Source organism: Acinetobacter sp. AG3 (assembly GCF_022343575.1).
Taxonomy (GTDB): Bacteria; Pseudomonadota; Gammaproteobacteria; order Pseudomonadales; family Moraxellaceae; genus Acinetobacter; species Acinetobacter guillouiae.
The window spans coordinates 2,688,586-2,707,803 of the sequence record NZ_JAKQZD010000001.1; the positions used below are offsets into that span (position 1 = coordinate 2,688,586).

Genomic DNA, 19,218 nt, shown 5'->3' on the forward strand with positions numbered 1-19,218 from the left:
CTGACCTATTTGACATAAAAAACAGGGCGAAATCATTACAATTCCACCCCTAATTTATTGATTAATAACAATAAAAATCTTGGTAGGTATATCCAGACTCGAACTGGAGACCTCTACGATGTCAACGTAGCGCTCTAACCAACTGAGCTATACACCTGAAGTGCTGAGAATATTATTCATTTTTTAATAAGATGACAAGCCTTATTTCTTCACTTTTAATGCATTCGCACACTCTTTAAGCAATTTCTTGATATTTTGAATATCCTGTTGATTTTCATTACCTAAATAGACAATTTTTTGAAAAATCTGATTCACTTGTTCAAACAGATGGTTTTGTTCAGTCTGCAAGGCTAAACGCTGCATCCATTGTTGAAAGGTTTCTGACTCTGCTTTTTGATCAACCTCAGATAATTGATGATTAAATTGAGCAATGATTCGCTCAAGCGCTGACATTTGACGAGTGCGCCAAAATTGCGTCACACCCCAATAGATCAACAGTAATCCAAGAATTCCAAAAATTAAAACCAAACCATAACTATAAGCCGATGTTAAGCCAAGCTTCTTCATCCAGCCGCTTTGCTTCTCTGCATCGTAACCGACAACCTTACTCTGCCATTGAAAACTAGCATAGTCACTCCAAACACGCAGCGTTCTAAGCAGCGATGAATGCTGAAAACGCAAATTTGAATAACCCGCATCACCAAAAATCGAACGATCGTCATTCATCACATTTTGCATACCACGATCAATACGCATCGGTGCAATGATGGCCGTTGGATCAATGCGTTGCCATTGCCCGTGTTGATAAACCTCAGCCCAAGCATGTGCATCTAACTGGCGTACTTCCCAACTTTGACCATCAGGAGACAGCTCACCACCTTGGTAGCCTGTGACTACACGCGCTGGAATTCCAACATAACGCATAAGCAAGACAAAGCTTGAGGCATAATGTTCACAAAACCCCTGCCGAGATTGAAACAAGAACTCATCAACGCGGTTATTCCCCAACCTTCCTGGTGCAAGTGTATAAACAAACTTTTCTTTCTTGTACCAGTTCAATACATTCTGAATATAAGCTTCAGAATTAGACTGACTCTGCTGATACAGATTTAAAGCAAACTTCTGGGCCTGTAGATCACTCTTTTTCGGATAACTGAGGTTATTTTTCAGCATCATCTGTTCAAAATGTGCATCCTGAATATCTCTAACCTGACTCCCCACCCACTGTAATTCAATTGGCTGGGTACGCTGTACCAGTCGTTTAGGTGTAATCGACCAATCTTGGTGTAACTCAAAACGTTGTTCTATTGGAATGGACTTTTCCAAACCGGTAATCCATTGCTGACTTGGATCACTGGCAAGATATTGATAATGAAATCCATCAATCTGCCCTGCGATCTTGGAATAAGCTTTTACCTGTTTATTGGCAAACTCACTTGTCCACGTTGTACCATCATAACGATCAAGCACCATCGCTCGCCAATACAGCTCATTACGATTTGGCAATTGCTTCATATTGCCAATAACTCGAAATGCCAATGCACTTGACTGTGAAAGCTCAGCGATATCACCCGGTGACATGCGATCACTCAATCCCGTTACCGCTTTATTATTGGGAATGGGGATTTGCCAAAGTGGTGGCAAACGCGGGAAAAACATAAACAGTAAAATAAAGAATGGCAAAGCCAAAGCAATAAATTTAAGAATATGCAATGAATCACTTTTAAGTGACTGAAAAATCGGTTGCTCTATTTCAAAATTAGCGATTTGTACACGATACAGTCCAACCAAACAACTGATTAAACAGCACAAAACTAACAGTGCCATCCAAAAGGCTTGGCTGTGTAAAAACAAACTGGCACTGACGAACAGAGCAAAGTTAAACAGAATAATAAAGTCACGCTTTGATTTGGTTTCTAGCGTTTTCGCAAATAAAAATGTGGAGAGAACCGCTGTACCTGCTTCTACGCCTAAAAATGTGCGGGAATCAAAATAAATGATGAGCAAAGCTAAAAGTGCAAAAACTAATTTTGGGGTTTGTGCAAATAATCGAGGCAGATTATAGACTTGATGTTTATTGGTTTTGTCATAATACAGTGCCAAAGCCACTATATTCATGAGGAATAAAATAGACAATGCCACAGGCATATAAGCCAGCTGTGCCAGCCAAATCAAACTCAGCACAACTAAAATTGAAATTTGTATCGATTTATTCATTGTTCATCCTCACGCTTGCGCCAATAAGGTTTTGATATGAATATAGTGCTGTTCTCCAATCCCATTTTCAGTTTGTGCATGCGGTAAAATGATGCTGTACAGCGTTTCCGTCTGATGACATCGATCGACCAACTCCATCATAAAACTTAGCTTCTCTTCATGGTCTGCGCTTGGCATTTTGCTATATTCAATTTGCATCGCATGGGTATCAACCAAATCATCGAATTGCTTTACAAATAATCCTTGTCCACGCGCGGCCTGTTTCCAAGAAATGCTTTGCAATGAATCACCTGATTTAAAAGTCCTTAACTCTTTAAATTCATCTAAATCAGGCTCACCTGTATTGGAATAATTCTGTGATTGATGCTCTAAAGACTTCGCTTCAGGAGCAATCCAGTAACTTTCAGTTAAATAAATATAGGTCCATGCTCGCACTAAACCGAGTGGATATGTGGAGTAAATTTGAATTGGGGGAACTGAAAATTCCCCTCGTTGTTGCGGAATAAAATTCAATTCAAAACTTTGTTGTTTTTCTTCAAATAGAAAAGATTGTAATTGTTCATCAATTTTAAAGTTTAAAAACTTAGGCGTAGCACGATCTTGTTGTAGGTTAATTCTCACCTTAAAAGCTTCATTGACCTTACCCACTTCATCGACAACCACATCTAATGTAATCGCATGTAATTGTTTAAAACTGAGATAGAAACTAATACATAAAATCGCACTGATTAAAAAACAAAAACCAAGAATTAAATTGTTGGCATAATTAATCCCAGCGATAAAAGTAATCAGAATAAGGACCAGATACAGAAAACCCTGCTGGTACATAAACACCAACACTTGGTTTTGTTTCAGTGTACGAGTTCCTGTATAGCGAAACCGAAGATGCAGCCATTTAACAAATCGTTGACCTAACATAAGCGTTTCCAATTAGCCCTTTACAGGAACTTTTTGCATAAGTGCTCGTGTCTCAGACTCACCTAATCCTATACGATGCGAAACCACAGCAACAAACACTGCCTGTACATCATCTGCAATTACAAATTGTCTTTTTTCAATCAAAGCATAGGCTTGTGCTGATTTTTTTAATGCCAATAACCCACGTGGAGATAAGCCATGACGACCTTTACGTGTTTCTTCTGCTAGATCAAGCATATATTCAAAAACAACATCGTTCAATGTAATTTGATTTACCACACATTGTAATTGCAAAATTTCCTGATGTTGGAAAATCGCTTGCAACTTTTCAATCAAATCATGGCGTGAGTTTTGCTGCAATAATAGTTTTTCTGCTGCGCGTGATGGGTAGCCTAAAGACAGTCGCATCAAGAAACGGTCAAGTTGTGATTCAGGCAAACTATAGGTTCCACTTTGAAAAAGTGGGTTCTGCGTTGCAATCACCCAAAATGGTTGTGGTAAAGGGTAACGTGTACCATCTATAGTGACATTACCCTCCTCCATTGCTTCAAGCAAAGCACTTTGGGTTTTAGGGCTACAGCGGTTAATTTCATCTGCGAGCAGAATTTGGGTAAAGATTGGACCATGTTTAAACTCAAATTGATGCTCTTTTTGATTAAACATATTGATCCCAATCACATCACTTGCCAGCATATCATTGGTAAACTGAATCCGTTGAAAATCGAGACCTGCAAGACGAGACAAGCTGCTGGCTAAGGTGGTTTTTCCAAGTCCGGGTAAGTCTTCAAAAAGTAAATGTCCACCAGCCAATAGACTACAGAGTGCCAGTTTAGTCTGATGACTTTTATCTAAAATAATTTGGTTGATTTGACTTAAAAAATCATCAATTTTTGGGTAAAACTGAGTGAGGTCTAAATTTGATACAGTGCTATGTTGTTCTGATGCTTTTACTTGTGTTGTTCCCCAAATCACCTTTTATTTCCCCAATAAAATTATTGTAACTTCCTTAACATACACGGTTTTAAGGAATACTCAATCTTGACTGCGATAAATCCATATTTTCATTTGCTGAATACACTTCAAAATTTATAGCTTCCCCCATCAACCAAAATTTTAAACTTTTAATTTTGCGGCATGTTCTAACTTTGTTTTTAAATCTTGCGCACCAATTGAAAATTCACTTCCTGAAATTTCAGCCTGTTTAATCAATTCGATTAAGGTTTTATTGATAGGCGCTTGTTTACCTAGCTGTTGGGCGAGCTGAACAACTTCCCCATTGATCCAGTCCACTTCTGTTGTTCGCCCTGCCATTAAATCATCTTGCATAGATGAACGCGCCAAGGGATCGATTGCCAACATTTTACGGCTTAATATTTTAAAAATGAAATTTGGCAAACTGATTATTTTAGGCAATAGATGTGCCGAAATTGCTGTGAGTTTTGCTGGCTTAATTTGTGCTAAATCTAAGAGATATAACGTTTCTTGTTGCGCCATAGCAAGGCATTGTCGATATTGATAATTAGACAATTGTTGTTTTAATGGTAACTTTGACAAAGCATTGATTGAATTATTTAAATTCAGCAAAATTTTTGCCCATTGCACTGCAAGCATATCCTGATCAAAAACAATTTCTAATTCTGCTTGTTTAAAAAGCTTGGCTAAATCCTGTTGCTGTGCATACGCTTTTACATGCAACGCACCAGATGTCCCTTGATGAAAATGCCCAACTGCTTGAACTGCAACATTAAAAGGCACCATGCCTTCTAAAATCGAATGATGTTTTAAAATCCGCTTTAAAATTGGAACATTACTCAACCCGTTTTGAAAACTCACAATATAGGGGCTGTGTGCGCCTAAATTGTCATAAAGTTCCTTGGCCACTTGCTCAGTCGCAGCAGATTTTACACATACAAAAATAATGTCAGCATCTGTGACTATTTGAGGATCAACACTAAGCTGTAAATCATTTGCCGCGATTTTTATCGTTTTACCAGTGTAATCTGTCAGTTTTAAACCAGACGTCCTTAATTCTTCATATACACGAGGACGTGTAATAAAGCTCACATCAGCACCTACAGCTGCTAATCGACCGCCAATATAACATCCAATACTACCAGCACCATAAATACAGATTTTCATAGCAGTCTCCTTTTCATTTATATGTATTACATGATTCTAGCGGAGTTAGACTTTGCCAACTGTCAGTTATCCGACAAGTCTAATCATGAAGTGTGCTGTTATTACGTTAAACCGATAAATCACTTCGCTCATCTTCAATAAAAAACGGCACCCAAGTGCCGTTTCTATTTAAGCTTTAAATCAACTTATCCCTTCCATCAACATGGACACTTCTTCATTGTTCCACCTGACGATGGATAGCGGGCATCTACACAATAGCGATGAAAAGTCTTTTCATCCATTGCATCCATATCGGGATGATGCTTTTTCATATGTTCCAGATAATTTTGATAATCTGGAACACCCACCATCAAACGGAAACTTTGTTGTAAGCGTGTCCATAATGTTGCAATTCTAGACCAATTTTTAGGATTAAAAATTAGCTCCTTTTGCGACATGATGGTCATCTTGATGATTTTATAAATCACCGTTTTACCACCTTGAGCAAATTTAAGCTTCATCACTCACCTCTCACTCTATCTGCAATATCAACTTAGTGTGATTTAGAAACAGACACCTCTTCAGGATCTGCATACACCGCTGGAGCTTCATTTACTGTTGGGGTAGGACTTGCCAGTGCACGACGAATTGCGCCAATAGCAGCAAACAACATCACAATCGCAACAATCATAAAGAATGCACACAGTGCAGCATTGATTTGATTGGACAATACAATGGTTTGCATTTCTTCAAGTGTTTTAGCTGGTTTTAAAATTTCACCATTGGCAATTGCGGTTGAGAATTTATCCGCCTGAGCCAAGAATCCAATCTTAGGATTGGTATGGAAGATTTTTTGCCAACCCGCAGTCATACAGGTAATGAATAAGAAAATTGTTGGGATAATGGTGACCCATACATATTTCTCTTTCTTCATTTTAAATAAAATCACTGTGCCCAAGATCAAAGCCATTGCCGCAAGCATTTGGTTACCGATACCAAACAAAGGCCATAAGCTATTAATACCACCAAGTGGGTCGACTACACCTTGATAAACAAAGAAGCCCCATCCAGCGACAGCAACCGCTGTACCGATCATATTCCCCACAAAGTTGTGTGAGTTTTTAAGTGCTGGAACAACGATACCCACCGTATCCTGTACCATAAAACGGCATGCGCGTGTTCCTGCATCGACAGCAGTTAAGATAAACAGCGCTTCAAATAAGATCGCAAAATGATACCAGAACGCCATCATTGAACGATTATTAAAAATATCCGTGATGATGTGAGCCATACCAATTGCAAATGTTGGCGCACCACCAGTACGCGAAAGAATCGTACTTTCACCCACTTCTTTTGCCAGCAAGCTCAAAGTTTCAGGTGTAACCACAAAACCAAGTGTACGTACTGCTTCTGCTGCGCTCTCTACTGTAGTACCCAATACTGCCGCTGGTGCATTAATCGCAAAATAAACACCTGGTTCAAGCACTGTTGCACAAATCATTGCCATGATTGCAACAAATGATTCCATCAACATACCGCCATAACCAATGACACGAATATTGACTTCGTTATCAATCAGTTTAGGTGTAGTTCCAGACGAGACTAAGGCATGGAAACCAGAAATCGCACCACAAGCAATGGTAATAAATAAGAATGGGAACATAGATCCAGCAAATACAGGACCAGTACCATCAACAAAATGCGTAACAGCCGGCATTTTTAACATTGGCATTGCAACAATAATACCCACTGCTAAACCCGCAATTACACCAATTTTCAAGAATGTTGATAAATAATCACGTGGTGCTAATAACAGCCAAACAGGTAGAACCGAAGCCACGAATCCATAAATGATGAGTGCCCATGTAAGTTGTGTTCCAGTTAATGTGAAAAATGGTCCCCAATAAGGATCCGCAGCAACATTTCCACCATAAACAATGGCAGCCATCATCAACACAAAACCAATGATAGAAACTTCTGCAATCTTGCCCGGACGGATATAACGCATATAAATGCCCATAAATAAGGCAATTGGTATCGTCGCTGCGATACTAAACACTCCCCATGGACTATGTGCCAGTGCTTTCACCACCACCAATGCCAATACAGCAAGGATGATAATCATCACACCTAATGCACCAAGCATCACCACCACACCAGCAAATGAACCCAGCTCTTGCTTTGCCATTTCACCAAGTGAGCGCCCGTCTCGACGTGTAGAGATAAATAAAACCAAGAAATCCTGAACTGCACCAGCAAGAACAACCCCAACCAAAAGCCAAATTGTTCCTGGTAAATAACCCATTTGGGCAGCAAGAATAGGCCCAACCAATGGCCCCGCTCCTGCAATAGCAGCAAAATGGTGACCAAAAAGTACATATTTATTGGTCGGGACATAATCCAAGCCATCTGCTAAACGATGTGCTGGTGTTAATCGCCGAGGATTCAGTTCAAAAACATTGGTCGCAATAAATAAACTATAAAAACGATAAGCGATGCTATAGACACATATCGCTGCAAGCACTAGCCAAACCGCATTGACATGCTCACCCTTACTGACTGCAAGTATTCCAAAAGATACAGCACCAATTATGGCGACAATCACCCAGATCAATTTTGATAAGGGTGATGATTTTGTTTGAATATTTTCCATTAAAACCTCACATCTTGATTACAAAAAGCAGTTCCATTGTTTTTATAAAGCGTAATGCATTTCCGTGACTCATTCCTTGGTGACTCTACTCCTCATTTTTTTGTTTTCATCTAAGACTTTGGCATTAAAACTGGTCTGAATATGTACTATTAGCATGACATCACAGTGACTTAAATCGCGACTTTGTTATTTTTATCATCAATGTAATCATCTGACTCTCTGACTCTACTATTAATTATAGGCTGTCGATCTACGACTTTAGTCGAAAATTTAGCCGATACCCTCTATTTTTATAAAGGCTTGTACTTTTAAAAAGCCGTATACCAACTCAATCTATGCACAATAAAAAAGGGATGATTTTCATCATCCCTCAGCGTCATCATTTTTCAATAAAATGATTAAGCACGCTCTAAGTAATCACCAGTACGGGTGTCTACACGAACGCTTTCTTCTTGCTGTACAAATAATGGAACACGTACAACTGCACCCGTTTCAAGTTTAGCTGGTTTACCACCACCACCTGAAGTATCACCACGAACACCTGGATCAGTTTCAACGATTTTCAATACAACGAAGTTTGGTGCACTAACGTTTAATGGAATACCATTAAATAGCATAATTGTGCATTTTTCGTTTGAATCGTCTTTTAACCATTTTGCAGCATCGCCCATTGCAACTTTATCAGCAGCAATTTGTTCGAAAGATACTGGATCCATGAAGTTCCACAATTCGCCATCGTTGTAGAGATAATCCATTTCTACTTCTACAATATCAGCTGCTTCTAAAGATTCACCTGATTTAAAAGTTTTTTCTAATACTTTGCCAGATCTTAGGTTACGTAGTTTTACACGGTTAAACGCTTGACCTTTACCTGGTTTTACATATTCGTTTTCCATGATTGAACATGGGTTACCATCAAGCATAACCTTTAGGCCAGCTTTGAAATCATTTGTAGAATAATAGGCCATGAAAGGCACACTCCGAACTTACTAATTTAAATCTCTACTGCGATGCTATCAGCAAATCACCCGATTTGTGACAGTGATCATTCCAAACAGCAAAGAATGTATTTTACATTTTTCGTATTCTAAATGAGCAATACATCGTGAAGCAATGAAAAATTACCCATGTTCGGTCAGATTGAGGGTAAAATCTTCGATTCATTGGTGATTCACAGCTGTTCAATACAAATCAGCTGTACTGAAAGCATTTTTCCAGTGAAACATTTCAGATTGGGCCTGACAGATTCAATCTGAACAAGCAATACCATCCGCTTTCCCCTATCTTCAACTATTTATCGCACGTGGCATGTTAAATTACTTATATCAAGAGCAAAATTGGCAATCTCAACTCAGTGATTTAATTACTGATCCATTAGAACTGTTAGAAATACTCGAACTTTCTAAAGCACAGTTATTGTCTGGTGCAATCCTTGCGTCTGGACAATTTAAACTACGTGTGCCCCGTGCATTTGTCAGAAAGATGGAAGTTGGCAATCCCCTAGATCCACTTTTATTGCAAGTTTTACCACATCATCTGGAAATGGAAGAACACGAAGGCTTTGTCACAGATCCACTTGATGAAGAACAAGCCAATCAAATTCCTGGGGTTTTACATAAGTATAAATCACGTTTTTTACTGACCCTCACTGGTGCATGTGCCGTGCACTGCCGTTATTGCTTCCGTCGTCATTTTCCATACCAAGAAAATTTACCTAAAAATGAAGACTGGTTGAACATTAAAAGCTATTTAGAAGCTCATCCTGAAATCAATGAAGTGATTTTAAGTGGTGGTGATCCATTAACTTTATCTAACCGAAAATTAGCCACTTGGATAGAACGTCTAGAATCTCTCAGTCAGATTAAGATCTTGAGAATTCATTCACGCGTTCCAATTGTAATTCCAGAAAGAATCGATGAAGAGCTAGTTTCTTTATTGAAAAACAGTAGGCTACGTGTAATTCTAGTGGTACACTCGAACCATCCTGCAGAATTAGATAATTTGACCTGTGCAAAGTTATCTCATTTAGCAAAACAAAATATTCTTGTGTTGAATCAAGCCGTTTTACTTAAAGGTGTGAATGATTCTGCACAAACTCTCGTTAATTTAAGTCAACGACTTTTTGAAGCACAAATTTTACCGTATTATCTTCATGTTTTAGATAAAGTAAAAGGTGCGCATCATTTCGATTTAGGGGCGGAAAAAATTGATCAGATTTATAAGGATGTATTGGCCAGTTTACCGGGTTATCTAGTTCCTAAATTGGTTCGAGAAGTCGCGGGAGAAAATAATAAAACACCGCTGTTTGGAGTCACAACCTTTTAAGAGTTGAAATGCTCATGATAAATAAAGAAATTTCAGAAATTTTTCAAAATATCACGGTTCTACAACGAGAAAGTCTAAGTTTTGCAGAAAATTCGGTGGCATCTGTCAATGCATGGGTCGCCACACTGTCTATTATGCAACTTGGCGATACCTCAGAGTCGGTCTTAAAAGCCATTTGTGAAATCAGCGAACTGGATTGTAGCGAAATGCTACGCTTTGATTTAATTCAAGTTTTACACCCAATTACCGAAAGCATTTTATCAAGCCTTGAAAAAAACATCTTAAATCAAGGTCTTTCTCAAAATGCACGTATTGAACATATTATTGATTTATCCTCTAGAATTCGCACCTATTTTGCCAACGTCTATATCAATATTGTGCGAAGAAGTCATCAGACACTGGTTTCAAATAAATTCTCATTTTTTAATTTCAAACAAAAACGAAATTTACAAACAGCGCGTACACTTGCAACCTTTTATGCTTTAGAACAACTTGGTTTATTGTTGGTTCAACAGCAAATGCTCTACAGTGGTCCATTGACCCATCAATGGCTCACCACACATCATCTTTACGAGCTTGCAGTTAAGAACCAAGAATTTAATATTAATATCAACCAATTACAAGGTACACACTTTACCATTCAAAATATCCAGCAGGCCTATGCACAAGTGCTGCTTTTGGATATTTTTAATACGCACCAAATTCGCCCTTCAGAAACACAAGCACTTTATCAATGTACTTTTGATTGGGTCAAACTGATCCAAATTTTACCAAGAGAAACCAGCTTATCGCGTTATGTGATTGATGGCTCTAAAGACGTTCCACCAATTTATAATCGCAAACAACATGCGAATTTCCGTACTTCTTTGTATATTTCTACACAGAATCTGCTTGAACATATTAATTCAACAATTCATAAAGACGAATATCTGTCTAAAAATGAACAAATCTATTTATCTGCTGCATTAAAATTTCATGTGCAAAATGTCTTGGGTACCACAACTGAACGTCAACATGAGCGTTATGAATACTCTGCACAACTTCAAATTTGTTTTAGCTTACAAACCGCACACTTCTATTTATCCAAAGCTAAGAATTTTTATGAAACACTTAATTTAAATAATAATTATGCATTTCAGTCTGAGTCCAATATTCATTCATCGATTTCAACAGGTTCAAGCACAGCATCGAACTTAGGACAAATCAAAACTTTAGACCGTGAAGCAAAACAGATCTATCAGACCCAAGTACTGGATATCAGTGTAAACGGTTATCGTATTCGCTGGTCAGATGAAACCCCACGAAATTTACGCACGGGTGAATTTATCTTGGTCAATGAAAGCCTCAATGACAAATGGAAAGGTGCGATCATTCGTTGGATCAAACAATCTGTTAAAAAAACCTATGAAGTGGGTTTAGAGGTTTTAGCTCAAGACATCTACCCATGTGCGGTAAAAGTTCCAGCGGATCGTTCGACGATTAACTACCACCCTTGCCTTATGGTTCAAGTGCAAAATTTAAATGAATCCAATGTTTCCATTATTTTGCCAAATTTACCGTTCTTCAAAGAACAGCAAGCAATTTATCTACGTTTAGACACTGAAGAAATTAAGGTGTATTTAACAAAAACATTGTTAATTACCCAGAGCTTTATTCAGTACGAATTTGAATTGATCAATGATGAAGAAAATGACCGCATTGATCAATTCATTCAACACCAATCTGCCAATTTGAATAATCAAGATGTATGGGAAGCTTTAAAGTGAGAAATTTATTATTATCGAAAAAATTAAAACTCTCTGAAACTAGATTACTCATTATTGATGATAACCAGATTCGTTATAATCAAATTATTGATCTTTTTCAAAGTAAGAATCATCAAGTACAAGCGCTTTTATTAGATGATTTAAAAAGTTTTGAAAAACAACTCAATACCTCATGGGACTTGATTATTTTTGGTCGTGCTTATGACATCAAAATTGAGCAAGCCATTACCTTAATTCAAGCCTCTGCTGATATTGATCTGCCTGTTTTGTTCTTAAAACCTGAAGATTATCAAACCAACCAATATCAGTCCTATATTCAAAAAGGCATCTATGATGTTGTTAATTTAGAATATACCGATCGTTTTTATATTAGCTTAATCCGTGCGTTGTCTTATAGCCGTACCTTACAAGCGAAAAAGCACCTTTTAAACGATCTTGAAAGTGCAAAAAATCAAGCTCAAGCCTTGGTTGAAGAACAACATAAAGCGATTGCCTTAATTCAGGAAGGTATCCATACTCAAGCCAATGCTGAATATTTAAAACTGTTTGGTCTAAAAGATGAAGCAGAAATTATCGGATTGCCTGTATTAGATATTTTAAAACCGAAGAATATCAATGATTTTAAACAACGTTTTAAAAAGATTTCTCAAGGTAATTTTGATTTAGCACGTTTTGAAATTGATACACTGAATAGCAATGCTAAATCAGAAAATCCATTAAAAATTGAATTTCTGCCTTCAGATGAAGAAGACTGTATTCAAATCACCATCGAGATCAATTCTACAAGTCAAAAACCGCAAGCACAATCATCCGAATCGAATAAGAAAAGCATCAGTGCTGTCGCAACTAGTCTGCAAAAAATTCAGTACGCTTTAATTAACCAACCTGCCAAATCGAATGCATTGGTACTGTTTAGCTTTGCCGCTTGTCCTGAGAATATTTTAACTTCTCCTTGGAAAACAGCCGTTCAATACTTAGAAGGCTTTAAAAACTTTATTCAAGAACAAACCAATACCACGGTATATCAAATTGATATGTTGTTGTATGCAGTGATTTTACAAGCTGAGTCTGACACCATTTTAGAATCTCGTATTCATGGGCTACATGCTTTAGAAAAACCTCAATTATTGGAAATTGATGGTCATACCTACCCACTGAATATTAAGATTGGCTATTCAAACATACAGCAAAACAGCTTTACAGAAGCAAGTTTTAACGACGTTTTAGAACAAGCTTATAATCATCGTCTGGCAAAAAAAGACTCTGTATCCGAGCAACAATTAACGGCGACTTTACAAGACACTAAAATTGAATTGTCATTGCTTGAACCCAAATTAGATCAAGCAGAACCGCTGCAAATACAAAGTAACTCCATTGAATTTTCCCCAAAACCTCAAGTTGAAAATACAGCTGTAGAGAAACCAGTTCAAATTCAAGAAACGCCAGCGCCACATATCTTTAAAACCTCCGCGATTCTTGGTCAAATTGCCCAATCGCTTGAAAAAGGTGAGATTCAGCTAAAATACCAACAGCTTTATGACAAACAAGATAGCAATTTAAATACTTATGAAGTCAGTAGCGGTTTTATTTTTGAAAATCAGTGGAAAAAAGTAAGTAATTTAATTGATTTAGATGATGATATTGAGCTTTCAATTAAATTAGATCGCTGGATTTTAGTTGAAGCATGTAAGCAATTACATAACTTTATCACTCAATATCCAGAAGCAAAATTAATCGTCAATTTAAATCGTCATGTGCTGTTCCATGACAAACAGTTCCCTGAGCTTATTTCTAAACTATTGACCATTGTTGGAAGCCGCCAATCTCATCCACTGATTTTACAATTTGATGAGGAAGATATTGCAAAAAATATCTTAGAAACTCAAAAGCAAATTGGCGTTTTACGTGATCATGGTGCCGAAATTTCAATTCGACGTTTTGGTTCGAGCATTTCAAGTGAAGCAATCTTAAAACAATTGGATGTGAGCTTAGTAACGCTGGATGAGAAGTTTACAAAGCAGCTCAATAGTGATGCGACTATGACGCAATTCCAGCATACCCTTGAAAAATATCATGCAATCAAGCCAATTGAATTGCTACTGAAAAATCTAAATGATATGAACTCTTTTGCAAATGCGTGGAATGTAGATGTCAGATTCTTGCAAGGTGAATATTTCCAAAAGAAACTGGATCACTTGACTGATGTTCAAGATCAATAAAGTCTAATACTAAAAAAGGTTGAGCATTTAAAATGCTCAACCTTTTTTTAAATCTATCACTTTGTCGGATCCTGAAATAGATCAACACGAGATAAAATTCAGCAACAAAAAAACGGGCTAGAGCCCGTTTTTTATGTTTTGTCGTATTAACGCTTAACAGAACGTGACATACCAGCAAAACGTTGTTTGAATTTATCGATACGGCCGCCAGTATCAACATTCTTCTGTTTACCAGTATAGAATGGGTGGCAAGCTGAACATACGTCTAGATAAAGTGTTTCTTTACCTAAAGCTGAACGAGTTTCGATAACGTTACCACATGAACAAGTAGCAACTAATTTTTCGTATTTTGGGTGAATATCGGCACGCATGGTCGATTCTCCTAAGTTAAGAAAGGTTTAGCTGTCATCGCAATTAACCACTCTCAAAATCTAATAAAACTTTGAGGAAAGCAGATTTAAATTAAAAACCAGCAGGTTAACACCACAACAGACCATTTCTTTTGGCCCACCGAGACTATAAGCGTCAGAGCTAAGCACAACAAGTGGGCAAGATTATACTCGAAATATTTATAAATTGCGAGCCAATCAATTAACAATCGATACTAATTTATTCGTCAGAATGCTTTTGCTTAGACCAGTAGTTTGCAATCACCCCACAAACCATTAACTGGATTTGATGGAAAATCATAATCGGTAACACAATCATACCTAAAGGCTGCCCAATAAATAAAATCTGCGCCATAGGCACACCACTGGCAAGGGTTTTCTTCGATCCACAGAAGAAGATTGAAATCTGATCTGCCTTGCTAAATCCAAGCCATTTTGGAACATACAACGCCAATAGCATAATCACCGTAAGTAGAATCGAACATGCCAAGGTGAGATAAATCAATGTAGATAAGCTGACCTGATGCCATAAACCTGCCACCACAGCCCCACTAAATGCACCATAGACCACCATCAAAATCGAGCCTTGATCAAAAACTTTGACGATCTTTGGCATTTTCTGCATCAATGGAAATACATAAGGGCGTAATACCTGCCCTAGAACAAATGGAACCAACAACAACAAGGTGATTTCGATAATAGAAGAAGTTGGATCGTAATTATGCTTAGATTGACCGAAAATAAATATGCTCACCAAAATCGGAGTAATAAACATACCGATCAGGTTTGAAAATGAGGCACTGCATACAGCTGCTGCCACGCTCCCTTTTGCAACAGAGGTAAATGCAATTGACGATTGTACTGTCGATGGCAAAAAGCACATAAACAGAAAACCCCAATACAACTGTTGACCCAACAAAGGTTCAAGCACAGGTTTTGCCATTAGTCCCAATAAAGGAAAAACTAAAAAGGTAAAAGCAAAAACCAATCCATGCAATTTCCAATGCAAAATCCCCTCAATCACGGCTTCACGTGATAATTTTGCGCCATGTAGGAAAAATAAAATTGCAATCGCAATTGTGGTGATTTTTCCAAAGATAAGCGCTGCCTGACCTGAAATCGGTAAAATAGAAGCTAAAACCACCATCGCGATTAAAAGTATCGTAAAGCGATCCAATGCTAATAATTTCAACATTTTCATAAGCAACGTCCTGTATTTTAAACATGAAAAAGCCCAGTAGTTAAATTTTACTATCGGGTAAAATTCAATCTTACTGAGCGAAATAAATAAAGCTACTCATTTGGCTAAATGTTCACTATTTATTTACGACACATATCAAGTTAATTTAAGGTCTATTAGACTTCTTTCATAAGTGCTTTTTAAAACCATAAATCAACATAAAAGCACCCTCATCCTAACCTTCTCCCAGAGGGAGGAAGAACTTTCAATACCAATATAATTCACTCTACATGATCATTTTTTGATTTATGAAAGATCTTTATTGATATGTCTTTGCCAAATAAACACTAGACCTGCATCATTTTTAAATCATCAATTATTTCGTGCATCTTGATCTTGTTGGATCAATTCAATTTTATAACCATCTGGATCTTCAACAAAAGCAATGACTGTGACACCACCTTTCATAGGACCTGCTTCACGTACCACATTACCACCACGTGCTTTGATCTCTTCACAGGCTTTATAGGCATCATCAACACCAATCGCAATATGTCCATAAGCATTACCTAATTCATAACTTGCAGTATCCCAGTTATGGGTAAGTTCTAACACGGTATGGTGTTCTTCATCACCATAACCCACAAATGCTAAAGTAAACCGCCCTTCTTCATAATCACGTTTACGAAGTAATGTCATACCGAGAACTTCAGTATAGAACGCTAAAGATTGTTCTAAATTGCCTACTCGTAACATGGTATGCAACATGCGCATGATTTATTTTCCTGTTTGATCAGATATCATCTGCCAATATAGGCAATACAGTTCAATATTTCAATTTATCTATATTTCAGCTGCTCAATTGATGCCGTCTTTTGGATTTTTTTTAAGCAACAACCGCTTATTTTTAGCTGAACACTACAGCTTTATCTTTCGAGCAAGCTGTTTGAATGTGTTAGCAATCCAATGATTCAAACCACCTTCTGATAAAAAAAGCCTACTTTATCTATAAGATAAAATAGGCTTCTTGTGATCATCATAAATCTATCTTGAGTAATTCAGTCGCTTACTCGATGGATTGACTCACCTTTTGTGCTTGATGTTCTCGCAATAATCTTCCAACCCATAACACAAGCAATAGAATCGGAATACCAATTAAAGTGGTCATTAAAAAGAATTTAGGATAACCAATGTGGGTGACAATTGTTCCAGAATAACCACCTAAAATTTTAGGTGTAAGCGTCATCAATGAGCTAAAGATCGCATATTGAACTGCTGTAAATGACACACTGGTCAAACTAGACAAGAACGCAATAAATGCTGCACCAGCTAAACCTGAAGCTAAATTATCGACAACAATGGCAAAATACAGCCAACCAGAACTATATTTTTCAATCACTTTACCCTTAATTTCAACGGCTGCAGAGGAATCGGCTTTAATCACTGGAAGTGGTTGAATATCCACATCGATATCACTTTTTATCGTTGTTAATTGATAGCTTTGTTGAGTACTTAATACTGCTTGTGCGTGTTGATAATTTACCACGGCGATCACGTTTTTTGAGCCAGAAGCATATAAGGCTTTACCGTCAATCGCACCACTAAACAAACCATCTTTATCTAATTTTGCAGGATATGTTTTGCCATCGAGTTTAAGGGTAATCGGCTGATCTGGATTAAGCTCAGATACAGATATTCCTGCAATCTGCCCCTTAACCACAATACTTTGCTTTGCTTCTGTTTCAGACAATTGATTGTCACTGGTAATAGGCAACAATTGAATTTGGGGCTTGGCATTTTCTTTTAAATAGGGCACCGTATATTCATTCGCGACAGCCTGATCAACCAATGCTGCTTTGATATGAATGGTATTTTCCCCTAACAAGTCCTGACCAGGCACAGAAACTTTCCAATAGCCTACTTCATCAGGTTGAGCTTGAAATTTCTTATCGCCAATCTGTACAGATACAGCTTGCATCGGTGCACCAGATTTCACCAATCCAATAAAGATCAAATTGGTTGAACTTGCCAAAACAGCACCGACAAACATCAATTTCATAATGTTCATGCGTTGTGCAAGTAAGCCACCTAAAAAACCACCCAATAGGCTAAAAATAACTCCGTAAATTTTAACGGCTTCTGCAATTTGTTCTTTGGTGAAGTTTAAATCTTGATAGAAAACATTCGAAATAACACCCGCAATAATGTCTGAAATTCGATAGAAACCGATCAATAACAGCAGAACCAATGCCAGCTTTACCCCATAACGCTTAAAAAAATCAGCAATCGGGTTAACCCAAGTCTCATAGGCCATCTTTTTATTGACGACACCAAAACGAATCAACGATGTTGCAACAAGAATTGCACCGAGGCCTGAGCCTAAAAAGCGTACCGCTTCCATTAAAAACTTCAGCAAATTGTCTTCGACTTTCCAACTCGCTTGCAGATATTGAACCATGTCATCGGAGTAAATATATAAACAAACAAAACTCGCCACAGCCAAGATAAAGACCAAAACTAAACGATAGTAATCAATATTTTTATAGTGTTTATCAACTCGATTAACCAAAGGTTCTCGGATCACTAAAGTGGTGATAATACCCACTAGCATCACCAGCGCCATCGTTAAATAAGTATATTTCCACGCTTCATAAATATAGTTCCCTTTTGCAGTCCCCAAAGAAGCAGCAAGAAATAAAGCCCCCGCACCAGCGAGAATCATCCCTAAACGATAGCCTGCGTTATAGGTCGATGCCAACACCGTTTGCATCTCGGTTTCAGCCAGCTCGATTCGATAGGCATCAATCACAATATCTTGTGTTGCTGCGGAAAACCCCAGTAATACCGCTCCCACAGCCATTTGGTAAATATAACTTTGGCCCAAAGCAGGATCAGAAAACGCCATAATACAGATCGCACAGATAATCAGTACTTGTGCAATCAACAACCAAGCACGGCGCCGACCCAATTTTTTGGTGAGTATCGGGACGGGTAATTCATCAATCAGCGGTGCCCATACAAATTTAAAAGAATAGCCCAGCGCGGCCCAACTAAAAAAAGTCACTGCACTTTTTTCAATTCCGGCCTCACCTAACCATAAAGATAAACTTGAAAAAATGAGCAGAATAGGAATACCTGCTGAAAACCCAAGAAAGAGCATAATTGCAGCACGCCGATCGATAAAAGCGGCAAAAGCAGATTTCCACCCATTTTTTGCTGTGGAATTCTGCTCAGTTGATTGCTGAGATAGTTGCGTTGTCATTGCGTTGTTATTTTCTGAAAAATGAAATAGTGCTATTCAACCGCTTAATGCTTAGAGTTTCAATCACTTTTATGCAACTGATGAGCGCTTTTACAGATATTTCCGCTTTTGGCGCTTGATCTTTACCCCCAATCCTGTATACCTTTAACTTTTCAACCCATATAAGTTTTG

The 19,218-nt window shown here is 37.8% G+C and carries 14 protein-coding genes and 1 tRNA gene; 3 read left to right on the forward strand and 12 right to left on the reverse strand.

Annotated features, from left to right (window positions below):
- Positions 1–80: 80 nt before the first annotated feature.
- The 8 genes from L3V46_RS12635 to efp all read right to left on the reverse strand — a co-directional run bounded on the left by L3V46_RS12635 (position 81) and on the right by efp (position 8,874).
- Positions 81–157 (reverse strand) — tRNA-Val (locus L3V46_RS12635).
- Between the two features lie 44 nt (positions 158–201).
- Positions 202–2,217 carry a DUF3488 and transglutaminase-like domain-containing protein gene (locus L3V46_RS12640; RefSeq protein WP_239045871.1) on the reverse strand — a complete coding sequence of 672 codons (2,016 nt, stop codon included), beginning with the start codon at positions 2,215–2,217 and terminating at the stop codon, positions 202–204.
- Positions 2,218–2,226: 9 nt separating this feature from the next.
- A complete protein-coding gene (locus L3V46_RS12645; RefSeq protein ID WP_239045872.1) occupies positions 2,227–3,135 on the reverse strand; it encodes a DUF58 domain-containing protein in 909 nt (302 codons plus the stop codon).
- 12 nt (positions 3,136–3,147) lie between these two features.
- A complete protein-coding gene (locus tag L3V46_RS12650; protein WP_004820738.1) occupies positions 3,148–4,107 on the reverse strand; it encodes an AAA family ATPase in 960 nt (319 codons plus the stop codon).
- Positions 4,108–4,248: 141 nt separating this feature from the next.
- Positions 4,249–5,274 (reverse strand): 2-dehydropantoate 2-reductase, encoded by a 1,026-nt coding sequence (locus tag L3V46_RS12655; RefSeq protein WP_239045873.1) that lies wholly within the window; start codon positions 5,272–5,274, stop codon positions 4,249–4,251.
- A 197-nt stretch (positions 5,275–5,471) separates the two neighbouring features.
- Positions 5,472–5,774, reverse strand: a complete 303-nt coding sequence (locus tag L3V46_RS12660; protein WP_239045874.1) for a YbdD/YjiX family protein — start codon at positions 5,772–5,774, stop codon at positions 5,472–5,474.
- Between the two features lie 32 nt (positions 5,775–5,806).
- Positions 5,807–7,906 carry a carbon starvation CstA family protein gene (locus L3V46_RS12665; RefSeq protein WP_239045875.1) on the reverse strand — a complete coding sequence of 700 codons (2,100 nt, stop codon included), beginning with the start codon at positions 7,904–7,906 and terminating at the stop codon, positions 5,807–5,809.
- Between the two features lie 398 nt (positions 7,907–8,304).
- A complete protein-coding gene (efp, locus tag L3V46_RS12670) occupies positions 8,305–8,874 on the reverse strand; it encodes an elongation factor P (protein WP_004721246.1) in 570 nt (189 codons plus the stop codon).
- 340 nt (positions 8,875–9,214) lie between these two features.
- On the opposite strand from efp, the gene epmB reads away from it, so the two are divergent.
- Genes epmB through L3V46_RS12685 form a run of 3 tightly spaced genes read left to right on the forward strand, consistent with a single transcriptional unit; the run spans position 9,215 to position 14,216 of the window.
- A complete protein-coding gene (epmB, locus tag L3V46_RS12675) occupies positions 9,215–10,231 on the forward strand; it encodes an EF-P beta-lysylation protein EpmB (RefSeq protein ID WP_239045876.1) in 1,017 nt (338 codons plus the stop codon).
- A 14-nt stretch (positions 10,232–10,245) separates the two neighbouring features.
- Positions 10,246–11,997, forward strand: coding sequence for a hypothetical protein (locus tag L3V46_RS12680; protein ID WP_034612070.1), 1,752 nt, complete (start codon positions 10,246–10,248; stop codon positions 11,995–11,997).
- Entirely contained in the window at positions 11,979–14,216 is a 2,238-nt protein-coding gene (locus L3V46_RS12685; protein ID WP_239045877.1) for an EAL domain-containing protein, read from the forward strand. Before L3V46_RS12680 ends, L3V46_RS12685 begins: the two co-directional genes overlap by 19 nt.
- A gap of 146 nt (positions 14,217–14,362) precedes the next feature.
- On the opposite strand, the gene rpmE is transcribed toward L3V46_RS12685, so the two are convergent.
- The 4 genes from rpmE to L3V46_RS12705 all read right to left on the reverse strand — a co-directional run bounded on the left by rpmE (position 14,363) and on the right by L3V46_RS12705 (position 19,047).
- Positions 14,363–14,587: a 50S ribosomal protein L31 gene (gene rpmE / locus L3V46_RS12690; RefSeq protein ID WP_004721254.1), complete on the reverse strand. Its 225-nt coding sequence runs from the start codon at positions 14,585–14,587 to the stop codon at positions 14,363–14,365.
- 238 nt (positions 14,588–14,825) lie between these two features.
- A complete protein-coding gene (locus tag L3V46_RS12695) occupies positions 14,826–15,806 on the reverse strand; it encodes a bile acid:sodium symporter family protein (RefSeq protein WP_239045878.1) in 981 nt (326 codons plus the stop codon).
- A gap of 351 nt (positions 15,807–16,157) precedes the next feature.
- The gene (gene gloA, locus L3V46_RS12700) at positions 16,158–16,559 is read right to left on the reverse strand and encodes a lactoylglutathione lyase (protein WP_056512413.1); all 402 of its coding nucleotides are present in this window, start codon (positions 16,557–16,559) and stop codon (positions 16,158–16,160) included.
- 292 nt (positions 16,560–16,851) lie between these two features.
- Positions 16,852–19,047, reverse strand: coding sequence for an MFS transporter (locus tag L3V46_RS12705; protein ID WP_239045879.1), 2,196 nt, complete (start codon positions 19,045–19,047; stop codon positions 16,852–16,854).
- Positions 19,048–19,218: the final 171 nt, after the last annotated feature.